Genomic DNA, 14,409 nt, shown 5'->3' with positions numbered 1-14,409 from the left:
CCGTCATCCATGCTCCAGAAGGATCACTACAGAGAGATTTCCCGAAGCTTTTCCAACGCTTCGTCGAACAGGAAAGCATCCAGGTCGCGGCTGGCCGCATCGAATGTGGCTTGCCATTGTGTGCCCCGGGCGAGCTTGCGGAGCTCGGTCATCAACGGCAGTGCGTCCGCATCACTGTTCGCAAGAAGCGCCTTCAAGCGCTCGACCTCTGCCACGGGGAGGCGGGGCTGCAGTGTCGCCCGGATCGCTACGCCGACCGCTTCGTCCGACGCATCGTCGAAGTCCTGCAGGCCGTCAAGCACAGTGTGGAGCTCACGCTCGACATCTGCCAGCAGCGGTCCCACTTCCGCATGCGCATCGGTGTCCCTGCACGCCCTTTCCAGTTCGGCCGCAGCACGCTGTACGGCGCTCGCGCCAATGGTGCCGGCGGTGCCTTTCAGGGTGTGCGCCATTCGCACGGCCAGCTGCGCGTCGTCCGGCCAGCTACTGCGGAAGGCACTGGCGAAGTCGCGGTTGCTGCGGCTGAAGCTGGCGAGCAGGCGGCGGTATAGGGCCTGGTTGTTCATCGTGCCTGCCATGCCGACCTTGGCGTCGATCCCGGGCAGGGTGTCCAGATCGACTGGGACGTTGAGGGCGGGAGCGTCTTCGGCGACCCGAGACGCGGACGGCACGGCGGTATCGCGCGTGCAGAACCACTTGGCAATCGTTGCGAACATCGGGCCGATCTGCAGCGGTTTGGCGATGTGGTCGTTCATACCCGCCGCCAGCACCTTTTCGCGGTCCCCGGCCATCGCATTGGCAGTCATCGCCAGGATCGGCAGGGTGGCCAGGCCAAGGGTCTGGCGGATTTCACGGGTGGCGGTGTAGCCGTCCATCACCGGCATCTGGCAGTCCATCAGCACCCCGTCAAAGCCGGCATCGCGCGCAAGCAGGTCGACGGCCTCCTGCCCGTTCTGCGCGAGCACCACCTGCATGCCGGCCTGGCCCAGCAGCTCCATGGCCAGTTCCTGGTTGAGCTCGTTGTCCTCCACCAGCAGCACCCGCAGCCCGGTCAGCTGCGCGAAGACGTCGGCGTGCGCCACCGCGCGCTCGTTGGCCCGCGTGTCCACCAGAGTGCCGAGATCGAGTGCCGAGCCGACGGCTTCAAGCAGGGTGGACGGCGTTACCGGTTTGGTCAGCAACGCGCGCAGGGCGACATCGCGTTCGCGCGCCTGGTTGAGTGCGTCCTCGCGCCCGTAGGCGGTCACCATGATGACGGCGGGGGAGCGCGGGCCATGCTGCGCCTGGACCTGCTGCATGGTCTGGACACCGTCCATGCCGGGCATCTTCCAGTCCATCAGCACCAGGTCGTAGGGCGCCGATTCCGCGCATGCGCGGTTGATGGCCTGCAGCGCGGTGGCGCCGTCCACTTCCAGGTCCACTTCCAGCCCGAACGAGCGCGCCATGCTGGAGAGGATCTCGCGCGCGGCGGCATTGTCGTCCACCACCAGCACCCGCACGCCGACCAGTTCATCGGCGCGGAACATGCGCCGGCTGTAGATGCCCTCGCGGGTCCCGAAGCGCGCCTGGAAATGGAAGGTCGAGCCCACTCCCGGCGTGCTCTCGACCCAGATCCGGCCGCCCATCGCTTCAACCAGGTTCTTGCAGATGACCAGGCCCAGACCGGTGCCGCCGTACTTGCGGGTGGTGGAGGCGTCGGCCTGGATGAAGCTCTGGAACAGGCGCGCGCACTGCGCCGGATCCATGCCGATGCCGCTGTCGCGCACCCAGAAGTGCAGGGTGGTGGCGACGTCATCGCGTTCCAGCATTTCTACCCCGACCACCACTTCGCCGCGAGGGGTGAACTTGAGCGCGTTGTTGCCCAGGTTGATCAGCACCTGGGCCAGGCGCAGCGGGTCGCCGACGAGCGTGCCGGGCGCCGCCTCCGGAATCTCGAACAGCAGTTCCAGCCCCTTGTTCTCGGCCCCCACGCCGAGCAGGTTGGCCAGCTGCTCAAACACGTCTTCCAGCCTGAACTCGGTCTTTTCAAGCTCAAGCTTTCCTGCCTCGATCTTCGAGAAGTCGAGGATGTCGTTGATGATCTGCAGCAGGTGGTCGGCGGCCCGGCTGACCTTTTCGATGTAACCCCGCTGGCGCGCGCTCAGCTCGGTCTGCAACGCCAGGTGGGACATGCCGATGATGGCGTTCATCGGCGTGCGGATCTCATGGCTCATGTTGGCCAGGAACTCGCTCTTGGCCTGGGTCGCCTTCTCGAGCGCATGCTCGGTAGCCTTGTGGCGCGAGATGTCCTGGTTGACGCCGTACATGTAGCGTGGCGCACCCGTTGTCCCATCTCGTTCCAGGCGTCCCGCCGAACGCAGCCAGATCGTGGTGCCATCGTTCGGACGCCGGTAGGGGTAGGTTGCCTCGTAATGCGCGTAGTGACCTTCAATCGCGCCCAGGAAACGCTCGCTGACACCTGCAGCCGCACCAGGATCGGCCGCGATCACCCGGTCCAGCCATTCGCGCTGCAGGTCGTAACGTCCATCCTCGCGGGCCACTTCGCCGAAGATCTCGGCGGCGCGTGGCGACGCGTAGTATGTTTCGGCATCGCTGAAGTCGATATGCCAGTACGCGCTGCTGGTCAGTTCCAACGCTACGTCGGAAAGGAAGTTCATCCGCCGCAGGGTCTGCTCGGTGCGCTTGCGCTCGGTGATGTCTTCAAAGGCTACCGCGACACCGCCACTGGCGCGAACGCCAATTGGCGTAGCGCTTGCGCTCAGCCACGTCAGTTCACCGGACGCCTGCCGGATGCCCATTTCGATGCCATGCGCGGCATTGCCCGTGCGCAGCGTAATGCTGGCCGGGTACTCGTTCGGCCTCATCGGGGTCAGGTCGGCACGCAGCACCTGCCAGCCGATCAGGTCGCGCGCCCGCAGCGCTTCCATGCTGGTGCCGGTCAGGCGCAGCGCCACATGGTTGGCTTCCACTACCCGCCCGCGGGCGTCGAACAGCATCACCCCCACCGGCAGCGCGTCGAACAGGGCCACCAGCCGCTGCCGGTGCGCTTCCAATGCCTGCAGGTCATGCGCGTGTGCTGTGTCCACGGGAATCTCCGTGCAGGGGATCAGAGCTCGTCGGCTTCGGTTCCGATCGCGTTATGCATGCGCACGGCTTCGCGGAGGGTTTCGCCATCGCCGTCGGCGAACTGCCGTGCAACCTGCTCGAATGCATGCTGGATGGCCAGGAACGCGTCGGTGACGTCCGGGTCGAAGTGGGTGCCGCGCCCCTGCGCGATCATCGCCACGGCGTCCGTATGCGGCATCGCGGGCTTGTAGACGCGCCGACTGATCAGGGCGTCGTAGACGTCGGCCAGCGCCATCAGCCGCGCGGGCAGGGGGATCGCGTCGCCCCACGCACCCTGTGGGTAACCGGAACCATCCCACTTCTCATGGTGGCCATACGCGATGTCCTGCGCGACCTGCAGGAACTGCGCATCCTCGTCGCCGAGGTCGGCCAATGCCCGCGCGATGGCGTCGCGGCCGATGCGCGGATGCTGCTTGATGATCTCGAACTCGTCCGCGGTGAGCTTGCCCGGCTTGAGCAGCACATGGTCGGGGATGCCGACCTTGCCGATGTCATGGAGCGGGGCAGACTTGAACAGGATGTCGATGTTGGCGGGCGTGCAGAAGTCGCGGAAGCGGGGATGGTCGCGCAGCTGTTCGGCCAGTAGTTTTACGTAGGCCTGGGTGCGCCGGATGTGGCTGCCGGTCTCGTTGTCGCGGGTTTCGGCCAGCGAGGCCATGGCGCGGATCGTGACGTCCTGGATGGCGCTGAGCTGGCGGGTCCGGCGCGCGACCTCGCGGTTGAGGTACTCGTTCCGGTACTGCATGAAGTCGCGCACCATCTTCAGCTGCAGGTGGTTGCGCACCCGGGCCAGGGCGATGGAGGGGCTGATCGGCTTGGTGATGTAGTCCACCGCCCCCAGCTCCAGGCCCCGGCGCTCGTCGTCCACCCCGGCCAGTGCGGTCAGGAAGATCACCGGGATATCGCGGGTGGCCTTGTCGGCCTGGAGTTGCTGCATGACCTGGTAGCCGTCCATGCCGGGCATCATGATGTCGAGCAGGATCAGGTCGGGCTGCGGCTCGGCCGCCGCGATCTGCAGCCCGCGCTCCCCGCTGGGGGCCAGCTTGACCTGGTACTCCTCCCGGAGGAGCTCGCTCATCAGGGAGAGGTTCTCGGGCGTGTCATCAACGACCAGGATGCAGGGCTTCTGTTCGACCGCATTCATACCGTGGCTCCCTTGCGGCAGGCTCTATCGGCGAAAAATCGGAAGGTTCCCAAACTGCGTCCAGCTAGACCGGCATCCTACACCCGCTTGGGGGTCATTCGTCAGCTGCGGGCTGCGGTCCTCAGGCAGGAGGCGAACACATCCTCGGTCTCGTCGTAGGCCCGGGTCTTGACCTGCATCAGGCCGAGGATTGAAGAGAACAGCGCGTCATGGTCGGTGCGCTGCATTGCGCGCTGCTCCAGGCATCGGGTATCCAGCCCGCGCGAGGCCGAGAAGCCGCTGGAGAACCACATCACCATCGGCACCGAGGTCTGTTCCGCCGGCGCGATGGCATACGGAACGCCATGCAGGTACAGGCCCTTCTCACCCAGCGACTCGCCGTGGTCGGACACGTAGATCATCGCCGTGTCGTAGTCGTCCATGGCCTGCAGCTCATGAATGGTCTTGGCCAGGAAATGGTCGGTGTACAGAACCGCGTTGTCGTACGCGTTCACGATCTGCTCTTTCGGGCAGTTGCCCAGCTCCGGGTTCTCGCACGGCGGCGTGAACTGGTGGAAGGCCTCGGGATAACGCTGGAAGTAGCTGGGACCGTGGTTGCCGAGCTGGTGCAGTACGACGAACTTGTCGCCCGGGGTGGCGCGCATCTTGTCTGCCAGGCCCTTCACCAGGATCTCATCCATGCAGCGACCCTTGGCGCACAGCGTCGGATCGGTGGCGTCGGACACCGACTCGAACGGGGTGTTCTCACAGACGCCCTTGCAGCCGGACTGGTTGTCGCGCCACAGGGTGCTGACGCCCACGGTGTTGAGTACATTCAGCAGCGACTGCTGCGAGCGGATCTGCTCCTCATCGTAATTGCGGCGGCCCAACTGGGAGAACATGCAGGGCACCGACACCTCGGTGCTGGTGCCGCACGAATGCATGTCCGGGAAGTTCACCACGCCGATGCGCGCAAGTTCGGGGGTGGTCTGGCGGGCGTAGCCGTTCAGGCCCCAGTTCTGCGCGCGCACCGTTTCGCCGACGACAAGGACTACCAGGCGCGGCTTGGCGCCTGCGGCCGAAGGAACGCGAACGGCATCCATGGCGATCTGCGTCTTGGGCACCTTCTTGATCGGCGAACTGGAACGCAGGTTCTGCTGCAGCCCGACGATGTAGTTGAGCGGGGTCGCCAGGTACTTGATCTCGCGATGGTTGCGCAGCATGGAAGCGACATCGGCGTTGGCCAACATCACGCTGCCCGCGCCCACCACCAGCAGCGCGACCATGAAGAGCGGGCGGATCCAGAGCGTGCGCAGTGCAGTGCGCGGCTTGATCCGCACGCGCCACACCGCCACGGCGGGCAGCGCGGCGAACACCAGCAACGGCAGCAGCAGGCTGGGCGTCATCAGTTCCCGCGATTCCTTCACATCGGTCTGGAGCACGTTGCGCACCATGTCCGCATCCATGAACACCCCGTAGGTGGTCATGTAATGCACGGCCATGGCGGTAACCACCAGCAGCGCGGTGATGACCGGCTTGGCGCTCCAGCGCCAGATCAGCAGGGACAGCAGCAGGCCGTTGGCCGCGACCAGCAGGCCCAGCAACGCCGTCGAGAACAGCAGGTTGCCCGGGTGCAGTGCGTAGGCCGCCTTCCAGAAGGGACCGTTGCTGACCGCCGCGAAGAACAGGCTGCAGGCCAGGATCAGGGTTTCCTGGCTGACCTCGGGTCGCCAGCCGCCCAGGTAGCTCCAGAGACGGACGCCCCCACCGGAGTCGCGCGCCGAGATGTCCTGCTGGACCGCCGCCTGTGTTGCGTTCGCTGAAGCCATGCCCGATGCCGATGAAAGTAAACCGGCGGCAAGCTTGGGGGGATGTTCGTCGGATTTAGGTCGGAGAACCGGCCGGAGTTGTTAAGAACCCGGAAGGCGGGCGCGGCTTCAGGCGGGGTCCTGCTTTGCCGTTTCTGGCGTCGGCAAAACTTTAGTCGGGGGCGACAGCGACATTCAGCGTCGGTTCTAGTCGTAATGCCATTCTCGGGCTGTAGCCCTTGGCTGCGTCAATCGGTCCCACCACGCAAGGCGTGTGGCTTTAACCAGTCTGTAACAGGAATAAGAATGAACGTTCGCGAGCTTCTGCACTCCAAGAAAGACGCTGTAGTCACCATCGACGTTGAAGACACGATCGGCGCCGCCGCCCACAAGATGAGCGCGCACCGGATCGCCGCCCTCGTGGTGACCCGGGACGACGTGCCGGTACGGATCATTTCCGAGAAGGACATCGTGCGCAGCCTGGCCGACGACGGCCCGCAGGCCGGCCGTCGCGTGATCTCCTCGTTGCCCTCGGCCGGCCTGGAAGGCATTTCGCCGGACGCAACGCTGAAGCAGGCGATGGCGCTGATGACCTACTCGCGCCACCGCCATCTGATGGTGACCGACGGCAGCCGCCTGGTGGGCATCCTGAGCCTGGGCGACATCGTCAAGAACCTGCTCAGCGAGCTGGAGCTGGAGAAGGCGGTGCTGCAGGACATCTACATGGCCGCGCACTAGTAGAGCGGGGCTCTGCCCCGCTGCATGGGTTCACGCGAGCGGGGCAGAGCCCCGCTCTACTCCTGCAACCGGCGCAGGTCTTCGCGGAACAGCTGGTAGCCTGCTTCACGCTTTTCAGGGTCCTGCCGCAGCACCCATGATGGATGCACGGTCGCAAAGCCACGTGTGCCATCTTCCAGCGTGTGCCAGCGGCCACGATCGCGGGTGAGGTTGAAGCCGCTGCCGAACACCGCCCTTGCGGCGCTGGCACCCAGGCACACGATCACCTTGGGGCTGATCTGCTCTATTTCCGCCATCAGCCACGGTCGGCACGCATTGATGTGGGTGACCTGTGGCTTGGAATGGATGCGCTTCTTGCCGCGCCGCTCAAACCGGAAGTGCTTCACCGCGTTGGTCAGGTACAGCGTGCTGCGGTCGATGCCCAGTTCCTGCAACGCCTGGTTCAACAGCTGGCCAGCCGGGCCCACGAACGGGTGACCGCTCAGGTCCTCGCTGTCGCCGGGCTGTTCGCCTACCAGCACGACCTGTGCGTCGGAAGGCCCCTCGCCGAACACGGTCTGCGTGGCGGGCTCCCAGAGCGGGCAGCGCCGGCAGTTGGCGGCGGCGTCGCGCAGTCCGTCCAGCGAATCCCCATTGGCAGTGGCTGGGCCACGCATGGGAATGCTGCGCTCCGGAATGCGCCGCTGAGGCGCCTGTGCTTCGCGATCATGCATCTCCTGCACCCGGTCGCCAGCGTCGCGCACCAGCGTGGGCAACAGGCTGGCTTCGGGCAGGTGCTTCCAGTACTTCGCGGGCATCTCCTGCTGCATCATCCGCGTGTTCAAGCGGGCTGGATTGAAAATATGCGCGTAGTAGGTGCGCCATAGTTCTTCGCGCGCGTCTTCGCGTGGTGCATCGGCCTGTTTGCCGCCGGGACCGTAGGCAAGTTCTTTGCCATCCCAGCGCACGCTGCGATACGGGGTGAGGATCGCCCAGCGCATGCCGGTGAACCGGCGCTCGAAGAACGGTGCCACGCGATCCACGATGTGGTGGTCCGGTTCGAACCACGCAATGAACGCATCCTGCTGCCCGGGTACTTCGCGGAAGCGCACGAAGGCCTTCATCTTGTGGGTGTCGCGGCGCACCGCCTGGGCCAATGCCATCGCGCGCAGCACGTCCGGGTCGGTGGGATTGCCGAGCAGCCCGCGTTCGCCGTGGGTCATGCGCCACAGCATGCGGTACAGCAGCGACATGCGGTGCGGGTCGCGGTGGCACAGGCAGGTGGACGCCAGCTCGACGAAGGCTTTTGGCACTGCTGCGGCCGGCGTAGCCGTGGCCTCCGCAAGCGCGTGCTGCAGCGCAGGGGCATCCAGCAGACCGCCGCCGTCGCCGTGCAGCCAGTCCAGCTGTTCGGGCATCACCTGCCGCTGCAAGGCCAGCCGCGCTGCATCCCGCCACGCGGTGAGCGACCACGATGGATCCACCCGCACACTCCAGCGCGACATCTCAGCCGGCCACCGCGTCGAACAGGGAGCCCTGGCGCGGCGGCGGCGCCAACCGCGCACGCAGTGCCGCCGGGTCGTCCAGGGCACGGCGCGGGTGGTGGTCGGCCAGCTGCACGAACGGCAGCAGCTTGCTCATCGGCGCGCGCAGGCGAGCCACGTCGGCCACGCGCAGGCGCACGTGACGGCGTGCCATCAGCACCCGTTTCACGTTGCGCACGCCCAGGCCGGGGACGCGCAGCAGCATCTCCTTCGAATCCCGGTTGAGGTCTACCGGGAAGCTCTCCGGGTGGCGGATCGCCCAGGCCATCTTCGGGTCGATATCCAGGTCGAGCATGCCGCCCTGGGTGGTGTCGGTGATCTCGTCCACGCCGTAGCCGTAGAAGCGCAGCAGCCAGTCGGCCTGGTACAGCCGATGCTCGCGCGCAAGCGGCGGCGCCTGCAGCGGCAGGATGCTGCTGGCGTCGGGAATCGGGCTGAAGGCCGAGTAGTAGACCCGGCGCATGCGGTAGTTGCCGTACAGGTTGTCGGCAGAGGTGAGGATCTGCTGGTCGCTGGCGCCGTCGGCACCGACGATCATCTGCGTGCTCTGGCCGGCCGGCGCAAATTTTGGCGCGCGGGCGCGGCGCTTGCCCGGCTTGGCCGGGGCCGGAGTGACCGGCGTGACGGCCGTCGTCGCCGCGGCAGCCTTGGCTTCCTTGGCCTCTTCGATGCGCCAGCGCAGCTCGCCCATCGCACCGCGGATCGACGGCAGCGACTTCTCCGGCGCGAAGCTGGACAACCCCTCTTCGGTGGGCAGCTCGATGTTGATGGAGAGTCGATCGGCGTAACGGCCGGCCGCAGCCAGCAGTTCCGGCGAGGCCTCGGGAATGGTCTTGAGGTGGATGTAGCCGCCGAAACGGTGCTCCTCGCGCAGCTGGCGCGCCACTTCCACCATCTGCTCCATGGTGTAGTCGGCGTTGCGGATGATGCCGCTGGAAAGGAACAGGCCTTCGATGTAGTTGCGCTTGTAGAAGTCCATGGTCAGCGCCACCACCTCGGCCACGCTGAAACGCGCGCGCTGCACGTTGCTGGAGACCCGGTTCACGCAGTAGGCGCAGTCGTAGATGCAGAAGTTGGTCAGCAGGATCTTCAGCAGCGACACACAGCGCCCGTCCGGGGTGTAGCTGTGGCAGATGCCGGGACCGTCGGTGCTGCCGATCCCGCCGCTGGCCCGCGAGTCACGCTTGCCGGCGCCGCTGGATGCGCAGGAGGCGTCGTACTTGGCGGCGTCGGCCAGCACGGCCAGCTTGCGGATGGTTTCCATGCCGGCATTCTGGGAGAAACCAGTCTCAATCTGTGAGACCGTGTCAGGAGTTGGCTGAAGCGTTCATTCCTCATGGATTACGACGAAGTGGCACGGTCCGAGACCCTTGCGGAAGCCGGTGTGGCTTCCACCTCATCTTTTCGTGCTATCCAGTACATAGTTGATGAATGCTGAGCAACACACGAGCATGAATCGTGCATCTGCCTTGGTGAGGTTCGTTTCGTCTAGAAGCGAATGCCGGATTCCGTCTGCGTCACTGGTGTAGCCGTATAGCGAAGAGAATGCGTTCTTCAGTGCTGGGTGTAGCTTCTTGGTGCGCTCCAGCTCTTTCAGGATCGATCCGAGTGTCCCCGATTCATCGTTGGACAATTTGCGTGCAATCGATTCGACCGCGCTGATACTCTCCTTTATCGAATTTCGAAAGTCTGGGTTCTTTCGATCAGAAAGCATGTCAAGAGCGGTGCGCAGATGAGTCCTCGCGCCACGGTATTCATCGGATACTGAGAGTGCTGCCTCAATCGACTCAATCTCCTCCGCTGACGTGATCTCAGTGATCTGGTTTCCGACAAATCTATAGGCAGAGTTCTCTTGCTCCAGATGAAGATTGGCGAGGCGTATAAACTGGGCTTTCTGTTGCGCTGGCCCGTAGTCTGCTACGAACTCTATGAAGTCATACACTTGGTACCACTCCGCTGCGAAGAAGTACTTGCGGAGACGAGCGTGACACTCAGTCCAGTACTCGTCGATCGTGTCTGTCGGAGCTTTGAAGTAATGAAGCCATAGTGAAAAAACCAGTTCATATAGGTTTGATTTTCGAACTCGATCAGCTCTGTCATACATCCCGTAGTCGGGGGCCGTGTAAGTGTCCCAGTAGCAGAGTGAGAGCAAGCTCCAGAGAGTGGAGCGAAGATCGTCATCGATGCTCTCTCTTTGTGACAGCTTTGAAGCAGGAGTAATGCCTGCTCGTTGTGAGAATCGCATTGGTGGTTGTCCTGTTGTAGTTCAGTCCTGCGAACTTTTGGGGGCGCAACTTCAAGCTATTGTCGTTTCCCTGCTTGCTTGCGTCTCCATGCTTCAACTTCGGCCGGCGTGATGCCATGCCTCTGACAGTTGAACGCGCTGAGCCCGTCAATTTCTTTTTTGACGATTTCCCGAAGCTTGACTGCAAGTTGCTCTGGCGCGGCAGCGTGCAGGATAGCGGGCTCTTGGGGCAGGCCTTCACGGACCATGGCGAGCAGTACCGCCGTAGCGTACGGGCGCAACACCAGCGTGTCCGGGTCGTATGTTCCCATTGCCTCGGTGACCGTGCCGTACCGTGTGATCGAACGGCGATATAGCCAAGTGAAGAGATCTACTGCAATCGATACATCGCGACGCTCGTATACGCCCTGCATGGCTTGGTTGTAGTCCTGCACGTCGACGTCCATGAACGACAAGGGTGAGCAGTTGTACAGCATGAGCGGAATGTTGGCGGACAGGCGGCTGGTCCGCTTGTTGCCATCCACGAACGGCTGCAGGTAGGCGATGTTGACCCACAGAAAGAACCCGGCCTCCACCGGATTCTTGATACGTCCGGCTTTGTCGATGATGAGCGCCAACATATCCTCGAGTACCTGTGGGATGCTCAGGGGTGTGTAGGTACTGCGCCCGATGCTGACGATCTGCCTGCGGATGGCGCCCAGCTGTCCAACATCGGTGACCAGGCCTTCCATCAGGAGAGCGTGGAGGTTACGCACGGTGTAAGTCGAAAGCCCCGTGTCAGGCACTTGATCGGCCAGGAACGTAATGGCGCGCTTGTGGTTGATCAGGAGGATGCGGTGTTCTGCGTCGGCGCCCGCCGGAAATGCTGGAGCATCACTGATGTTGGATGTAAGCGCGAACAGGCGCTCGGTATCCAGATAGCTGATGGTGTTGCCCTCCAGATTCGAGGACGACCACGCGAGGTCTACCAATAGCTGATTCAGTACTTTGCGGAGATACGTTCCTGCGGGGAGTTGACCCCGGACCGCGCCTTCTTCGTAGAGTGAGTTGGCTGTTCTTTCACCGAGCAGGTAAGACACGTTGGGAACGTATCCCTCAACGAACTCTCGTTGGTAGGTGACCGGATCCCGTTGACTGATGGGTTTGGCAAGGTAGCTCGCCAATGCAACCGATGCCGGGGACCAGCTCAGGGTGTTGGAGGGTGTCTCCTTCCGGGTGTCGGGTACGGCGTTGGTTTCCGAGTGGAGTGGCGTCAACGGCAGCCAGTACACGCGTGCCTTGGTCTTGCCCCGGCTCTGGATTTTTCCGTCGTCTGCGAGCTTGGCGAGCAGCCTCCGCGCGACCCACGGCGCAATTCCTGCCGCCCCTGCAACCTGGGACGTGCGGAGTTCCCGCAAGCCCTTGGCGTGCAGGCCCGCCATGACCTCCAGCAGATCTGCTTCGGGGAAGGTGGGGTCCGCCATTGCGCCGTTCCTCTGTCCAGAATTCAAATCATTTGAACAGATTCGAACGAATTTGAACAGATTTGAACGGATTCGAACAGATTTGAACGAATTTGAACAGGTGGGTCAGAAGCTGACCTTCACAGAGTCGGCGCTGTACTGCGCAGGCCCGTGGTACACCACCTCGATGTTGTTGCCGTCCGGGTCGATCGCGAAGGCGGCGTAGTAGCCCGGGTGGTAAGGGCGTTCGCCGGGCGCGCCGTTGTCCTTGCCGCCGGCGGCAAGCGCCGCCTTGTGGAAAGCATCGACCGTGGCGCGGTCGCGCGCCTGGAAGGCGAGGTGATGGCGGCCGGTCAGCTCGCCGGCCGCCGCTTCGCTGTCGGCGGTGGAGATGAACAGCTCGTCGGCCCAGAAGTACGTATCGCCTTCGCCGGCAATGGGAATGCCGATGGTGTCGAACACCGCCTGGTAGAAGCGCCGGCTGGCCGGCAGGTCGCGCACGATCAGTTGCAGGTGGTCGATCAGACGGCCGCGGTGCAGTTCCATGGTTTCCATGCCGGATCCTTCATTCGAGGGAAGGGCAGGTATAGCACCGCTCGGGTGGGGGAAAGGTAACGACCGTCGGTCGTTACCTCCTGGATCAGGCCAGCGGGGTGTTGCAGATGATCTCCACCCAATAGCCGTCCGGATCCTTGATGAAGGCCAGGTGCTTCATGCGGCCGTCTTCCAGGCGCTTCTGGTACGGCACCTGCAGTTCATCGAAGCGCTTGCACGCGGCATGGATGTCCGGCACCGACACGCAGATGTGGCCGAAGCCGCGCGGGTCGCTGTTGCCGTCGTGGTACACCGCGCCGTCCTGGGTTTCGGTGCCGTGGTTGTGGGTGAGCTCCAGCACGCCGGGAATGCCGGCCATCCAGAGCCGGCGCGCGTCGTCGCCTTCCGGAACCTTGGTGCCGGCCGGCAGCAGCGCCAGGAAGTACAGGCTGAACTGGGCTTCAGGAAAATCGCGCTGATCGAGCAGGCGGAAGCCGAGCACGCGGGTGTAGAAGTCCAGCGATGCAGCGGCATCCTTGACCCGCAGCATGGTGTGGTTGAACACGAAACCGGTGGTTTCGGCCGGTGGCTGGGCAGCCACGCCGGGCTGGGACTGCAGGGAGGCAAGGGTCATGGGGGATCCTGTGGAGGGCCGCGCAAAGCGGCTGGCCGTTCAGTTTAGCGGGGCGGCGGCAAGGCGACGTAGAATGCTGCATCTTCCTGGCCCGTCGTCGACATGTCTCAGCGTGAATGGGTGGCCGCTGCCATCCGCAAGATCGAAGCCGATTTCAACCGTTCGGCCGACACCCACCTGATTCCGATGGACCTGCCGGGACATCCCGGCATCGAGCTGTACTTCAAGGACGAGTCCAGCCACCCCACCGGCAGCCTCAAGCACCGGCTGGCGCGCTCGCTGTTCCTGTACGCGCTGACCAATGGCTGGCTGCGCGAAGGGTGTCCGGTGATCGAGGCCTCCAGTGGGTCCACGGCCGTCTCCGAAGCCTATTTCGCGCGCCTGCTGGGGCTGCCGTTCATCGCGGTGATGCCGGCCACCACCTCGCCGGAGAAGATCGCCGCGATCGAATTCCACGGCGGCCGCTGCCACCTGGTCGAGCGTGCCTGCGATCTGAACTGCGAATCGGAGCGGCTGGCGCGCGAAACCGGCGGCCACTTCATGGACCAGTTCACCTACGCCGAACGGGCCACCGACTGGCGCGCCAACAACAACATCGCCGAGTCCATCTTCAAGCAGATGGCCGAGGAGCCGCACCCCGTGCCGGAATGGATCGTGTGCAGCCCGGGCACCGGTGGCACTGCCGCCACGCTCGGCCGCTACGTGAGCTACCGCCGCCACGACACCCGCATCCTGTGCGCGGACCCGGAAGTGTCGGTGTTCTTCGACGGGTATCGCGCGGCGCTGTCCGGTGAACCGTGGCGCGAGCTCACCTGCAGTGGCGGCTCGCGGGTGGAAGGCATTGGCCGGCCGCGGGTGGAGTCGAGCTTCATTCCGACCTGCGTGGATGCCATGGTCAAGGTGCCCGATGCGCTGAGCCTGGCCGCGATGCGCCATGTCAGCCGCCAGCTGGGGCGCCGCGTGGGCGGCTCCACCGGCACCAACTTCATCGGCGTGCTGCATGTGGCCGAGCGCATGCGCGCGGCGGGCCGCAGCGGGTCGATCGTGACCATCCTGTGCGACAGCGGCGAGCGCTATGCGCACAGCTACTACAACCCGGACTGGTACCCGCGCCAAGGCATCGACGTGGAACAGGCCGATTCGGTGATCGTTGCCGCCGTAGCCGGGCAGGGCCTGCCGGCGCTGCCCGACGCGGCGCTGGAAACCCTGTACTGAATCGAACCCGTGGCCGCAGGC

At 64.3% G+C, this 14,409-nt stretch carries 11 protein-coding genes and 1 pseudogene; 2 read left to right on the top strand and 10 right to left on the bottom strand.

The features are described from left to right. Window positions 1-26: 26 nt before the first annotated feature. The 4 genes and pseudogenes from HGB51_RS08205 to HGB51_RS08195 all read right to left on the bottom strand — a co-directional run bounded on the left by HGB51_RS08205 (window position 27) and on the right by HGB51_RS08195 (window position 6,078). A complete protein-coding gene (locus tag HGB51_RS08205; protein ID WP_425505373.1) occupies window positions 27-2,306 on the bottom strand; it encodes a hybrid sensor histidine kinase/response regulator in 2,280 nt (759 codons plus the stop codon). Between the two features lie 369 nt (window positions 2,307-2,675). Continuing rightward, window positions 2,676-3,086 (bottom strand): annotated as a pseudogene (locus HGB51_RS20515) (PAS domain S-box protein); the annotation flags it as partial. A 20-nt stretch (window positions 3,087-3,106) separates the two neighbouring features. Continuing rightward, window positions 3,107-4,270: a response regulator gene (locus HGB51_RS08200; RefSeq protein ID WP_070208024.1), complete on the bottom strand. Its 1,164-nt coding sequence runs from the start codon at window positions 4,268-4,270 to the stop codon at window positions 3,107-3,109. Between the two features lie 101 nt (window positions 4,271-4,371). Next, window positions 4,372-6,078: a phosphoethanolamine transferase gene (locus tag HGB51_RS08195; RefSeq protein ID WP_084738965.1), complete on the bottom strand. Its 1,707-nt coding sequence runs from the start codon at window positions 6,076-6,078 to the stop codon at window positions 4,372-4,374. 285 nt (window positions 6,079-6,363) lie between these two features. On the opposite strand from HGB51_RS08195, the gene HGB51_RS08190 reads away from it, so the two are divergent. Next, window positions 6,364-6,795: a CBS domain-containing protein gene (locus tag HGB51_RS08190; RefSeq protein ID WP_070208023.1), complete on the top strand. Its 432-nt coding sequence runs from the start codon at window positions 6,364-6,366 to the stop codon at window positions 6,793-6,795. 56 nt (window positions 6,796-6,851) lie between these two features. Here HGB51_RS08190 and HGB51_RS08185 read toward each other — a convergent pair whose 3' ends face one another. From HGB51_RS08185 to gloA, 6 genes are all read right to left on the bottom strand, one after another. Continuing rightward, window positions 6,852-8,279: a UdgX family uracil-DNA binding protein gene (locus HGB51_RS08185; RefSeq protein ID WP_070208022.1), complete on the bottom strand. Its 1,428-nt coding sequence runs from the start codon at window positions 8,277-8,279 to the stop codon at window positions 6,852-6,854. A 1-nt stretch (window position 8,280) separates the two neighbouring features. Then, window positions 8,281-9,582, bottom strand: coding sequence for a putative DNA modification/repair radical SAM protein (locus HGB51_RS08180; RefSeq protein WP_070208021.1), 1,302 nt, complete (start codon window positions 9,580-9,582; stop codon window positions 8,281-8,283). Window positions 9,583-9,714: 132 nt separating this feature from the next. Further along, window positions 9,715-10,563 carry an AbiJ-NTD4 domain-containing protein gene (locus HGB51_RS08175; RefSeq protein ID WP_070208020.1) on the bottom strand — a complete coding sequence of 283 codons (849 nt, stop codon included), beginning with the start codon at window positions 10,561-10,563 and terminating at the stop codon, window positions 9,715-9,717. A gap of 56 nt (window positions 10,564-10,619) precedes the next feature. Further along, the gene (locus tag HGB51_RS08170; protein ID WP_070208019.1) at window positions 10,620-12,026 is read right to left on the bottom strand and encodes a Fic family protein; all 1,407 of its coding nucleotides are present in this window, start codon (window positions 12,024-12,026) and stop codon (window positions 10,620-10,622) included. Between the two features lie 105 nt (window positions 12,027-12,131). Further along, a complete protein-coding gene (locus tag HGB51_RS08165) occupies window positions 12,132-12,560 on the bottom strand; it encodes a VOC family protein (protein WP_070208018.1) in 429 nt (142 codons plus the stop codon). 85 nt (window positions 12,561-12,645) lie between these two features. After that, complete coding sequence (gene gloA / locus HGB51_RS08160) at window positions 12,646-13,173, bottom strand: lactoylglutathione lyase (protein WP_070208017.1); 528 nt, start codon at window positions 13,171-13,173, stop codon at window positions 12,646-12,648. Between the two features lie 102 nt (window positions 13,174-13,275). Here gloA and HGB51_RS08155 point away from each other — a divergent pair, with 102 nt between their 5' ends. Next, window positions 13,276-14,388: a PLP-dependent cysteine synthase family protein gene (locus tag HGB51_RS08155; RefSeq protein WP_070208016.1), complete on the top strand. Its 1,113-nt coding sequence runs from the start codon at window positions 13,276-13,278 to the stop codon at window positions 14,386-14,388. Window positions 14,389-14,409: the final 21 nt, after the last annotated feature.

The sequence above is a fragment of the Stenotrophomonas bentonitica genome (assembly GCF_013185915.1).
GTDB classification, from domain to species: domain Bacteria; phylum Pseudomonadota; class Gammaproteobacteria; order Xanthomonadales; family Xanthomonadaceae; genus Stenotrophomonas; species Stenotrophomonas bentonitica.
The sequence above is the reverse complement of the archived record's forward strand: the minus strand, read 5'-3'. Positions and strand labels throughout refer to the sequence as shown.

What these genes read in the sequence shown, in the direction of transcription:
- HGB51_RS08205 (WP_425505373.1), bottom strand. Translation starts at nt 2,306, where the DNA reads ATGTACGGCGTCAACCAGGACATCTCGCGCCACAAGGCTACCGAGCAT.
- HGB51_RS08200 (WP_070208024.1), bottom strand. Translation starts at nt 4,270, where the DNA reads ATGAATGCGGTCGAACAGAAGCCCTGCATCCTGGTCGTTGATGACACG.
- HGB51_RS08195 (WP_084738965.1), bottom strand. Translation starts at nt 6,078, where the DNA reads ATGGCTTCAGCGAACGCAACACAGGCGGCGGTCCAGCAGGACATCTCG.
- HGB51_RS08190 (WP_070208023.1), top strand. Translation starts at nt 6,364, where the DNA reads ATGAACGTTCGCGAGCTTCTGCACTCCAAGAAAGACGCTGTAGTCACC.
- HGB51_RS08185 (WP_070208022.1), bottom strand. Translation starts at nt 8,279, where the DNA reads ATGTCGCGCTGGAGTGTGCGGGTGGATCCATCGTGGTCGCTCACCGCG.
- HGB51_RS08180 (WP_070208021.1), bottom strand. Translation starts at nt 9,582, where the DNA reads ATGGAAACCATCCGCAAGCTGGCCGTGCTGGCCGACGCCGCCAAGTAC.
- HGB51_RS08175 (WP_070208020.1), bottom strand. Translation starts at nt 10,563, where the DNA reads ATGCGATTCTCACAACGAGCAGGCATTACTCCTGCTTCAAAGCTGTCA.
- HGB51_RS08170 (WP_070208019.1), bottom strand. Translation starts at nt 12,026, where the DNA reads ATGGCGGACCCCACCTTCCCCGAAGCAGATCTGCTGGAGGTCATGGCG.
- HGB51_RS08165 (WP_070208018.1), bottom strand. Translation starts at nt 12,560, where the DNA reads ATGGAAACCATGGAACTGCACCGCGGCCGTCTGATCGACCACCTGCAA.
- gloA (WP_070208017.1), bottom strand. Translation starts at nt 13,173, where the DNA reads ATGACCCTTGCCTCCCTGCAGTCCCAGCCCGGCGTGGCTGCCCAGCCA.
- HGB51_RS08155 (WP_070208016.1), top strand. Translation starts at nt 13,276, where the DNA reads ATGTCTCAGCGTGAATGGGTGGCCGCTGCCATCCGCAAGATCGAAGCC.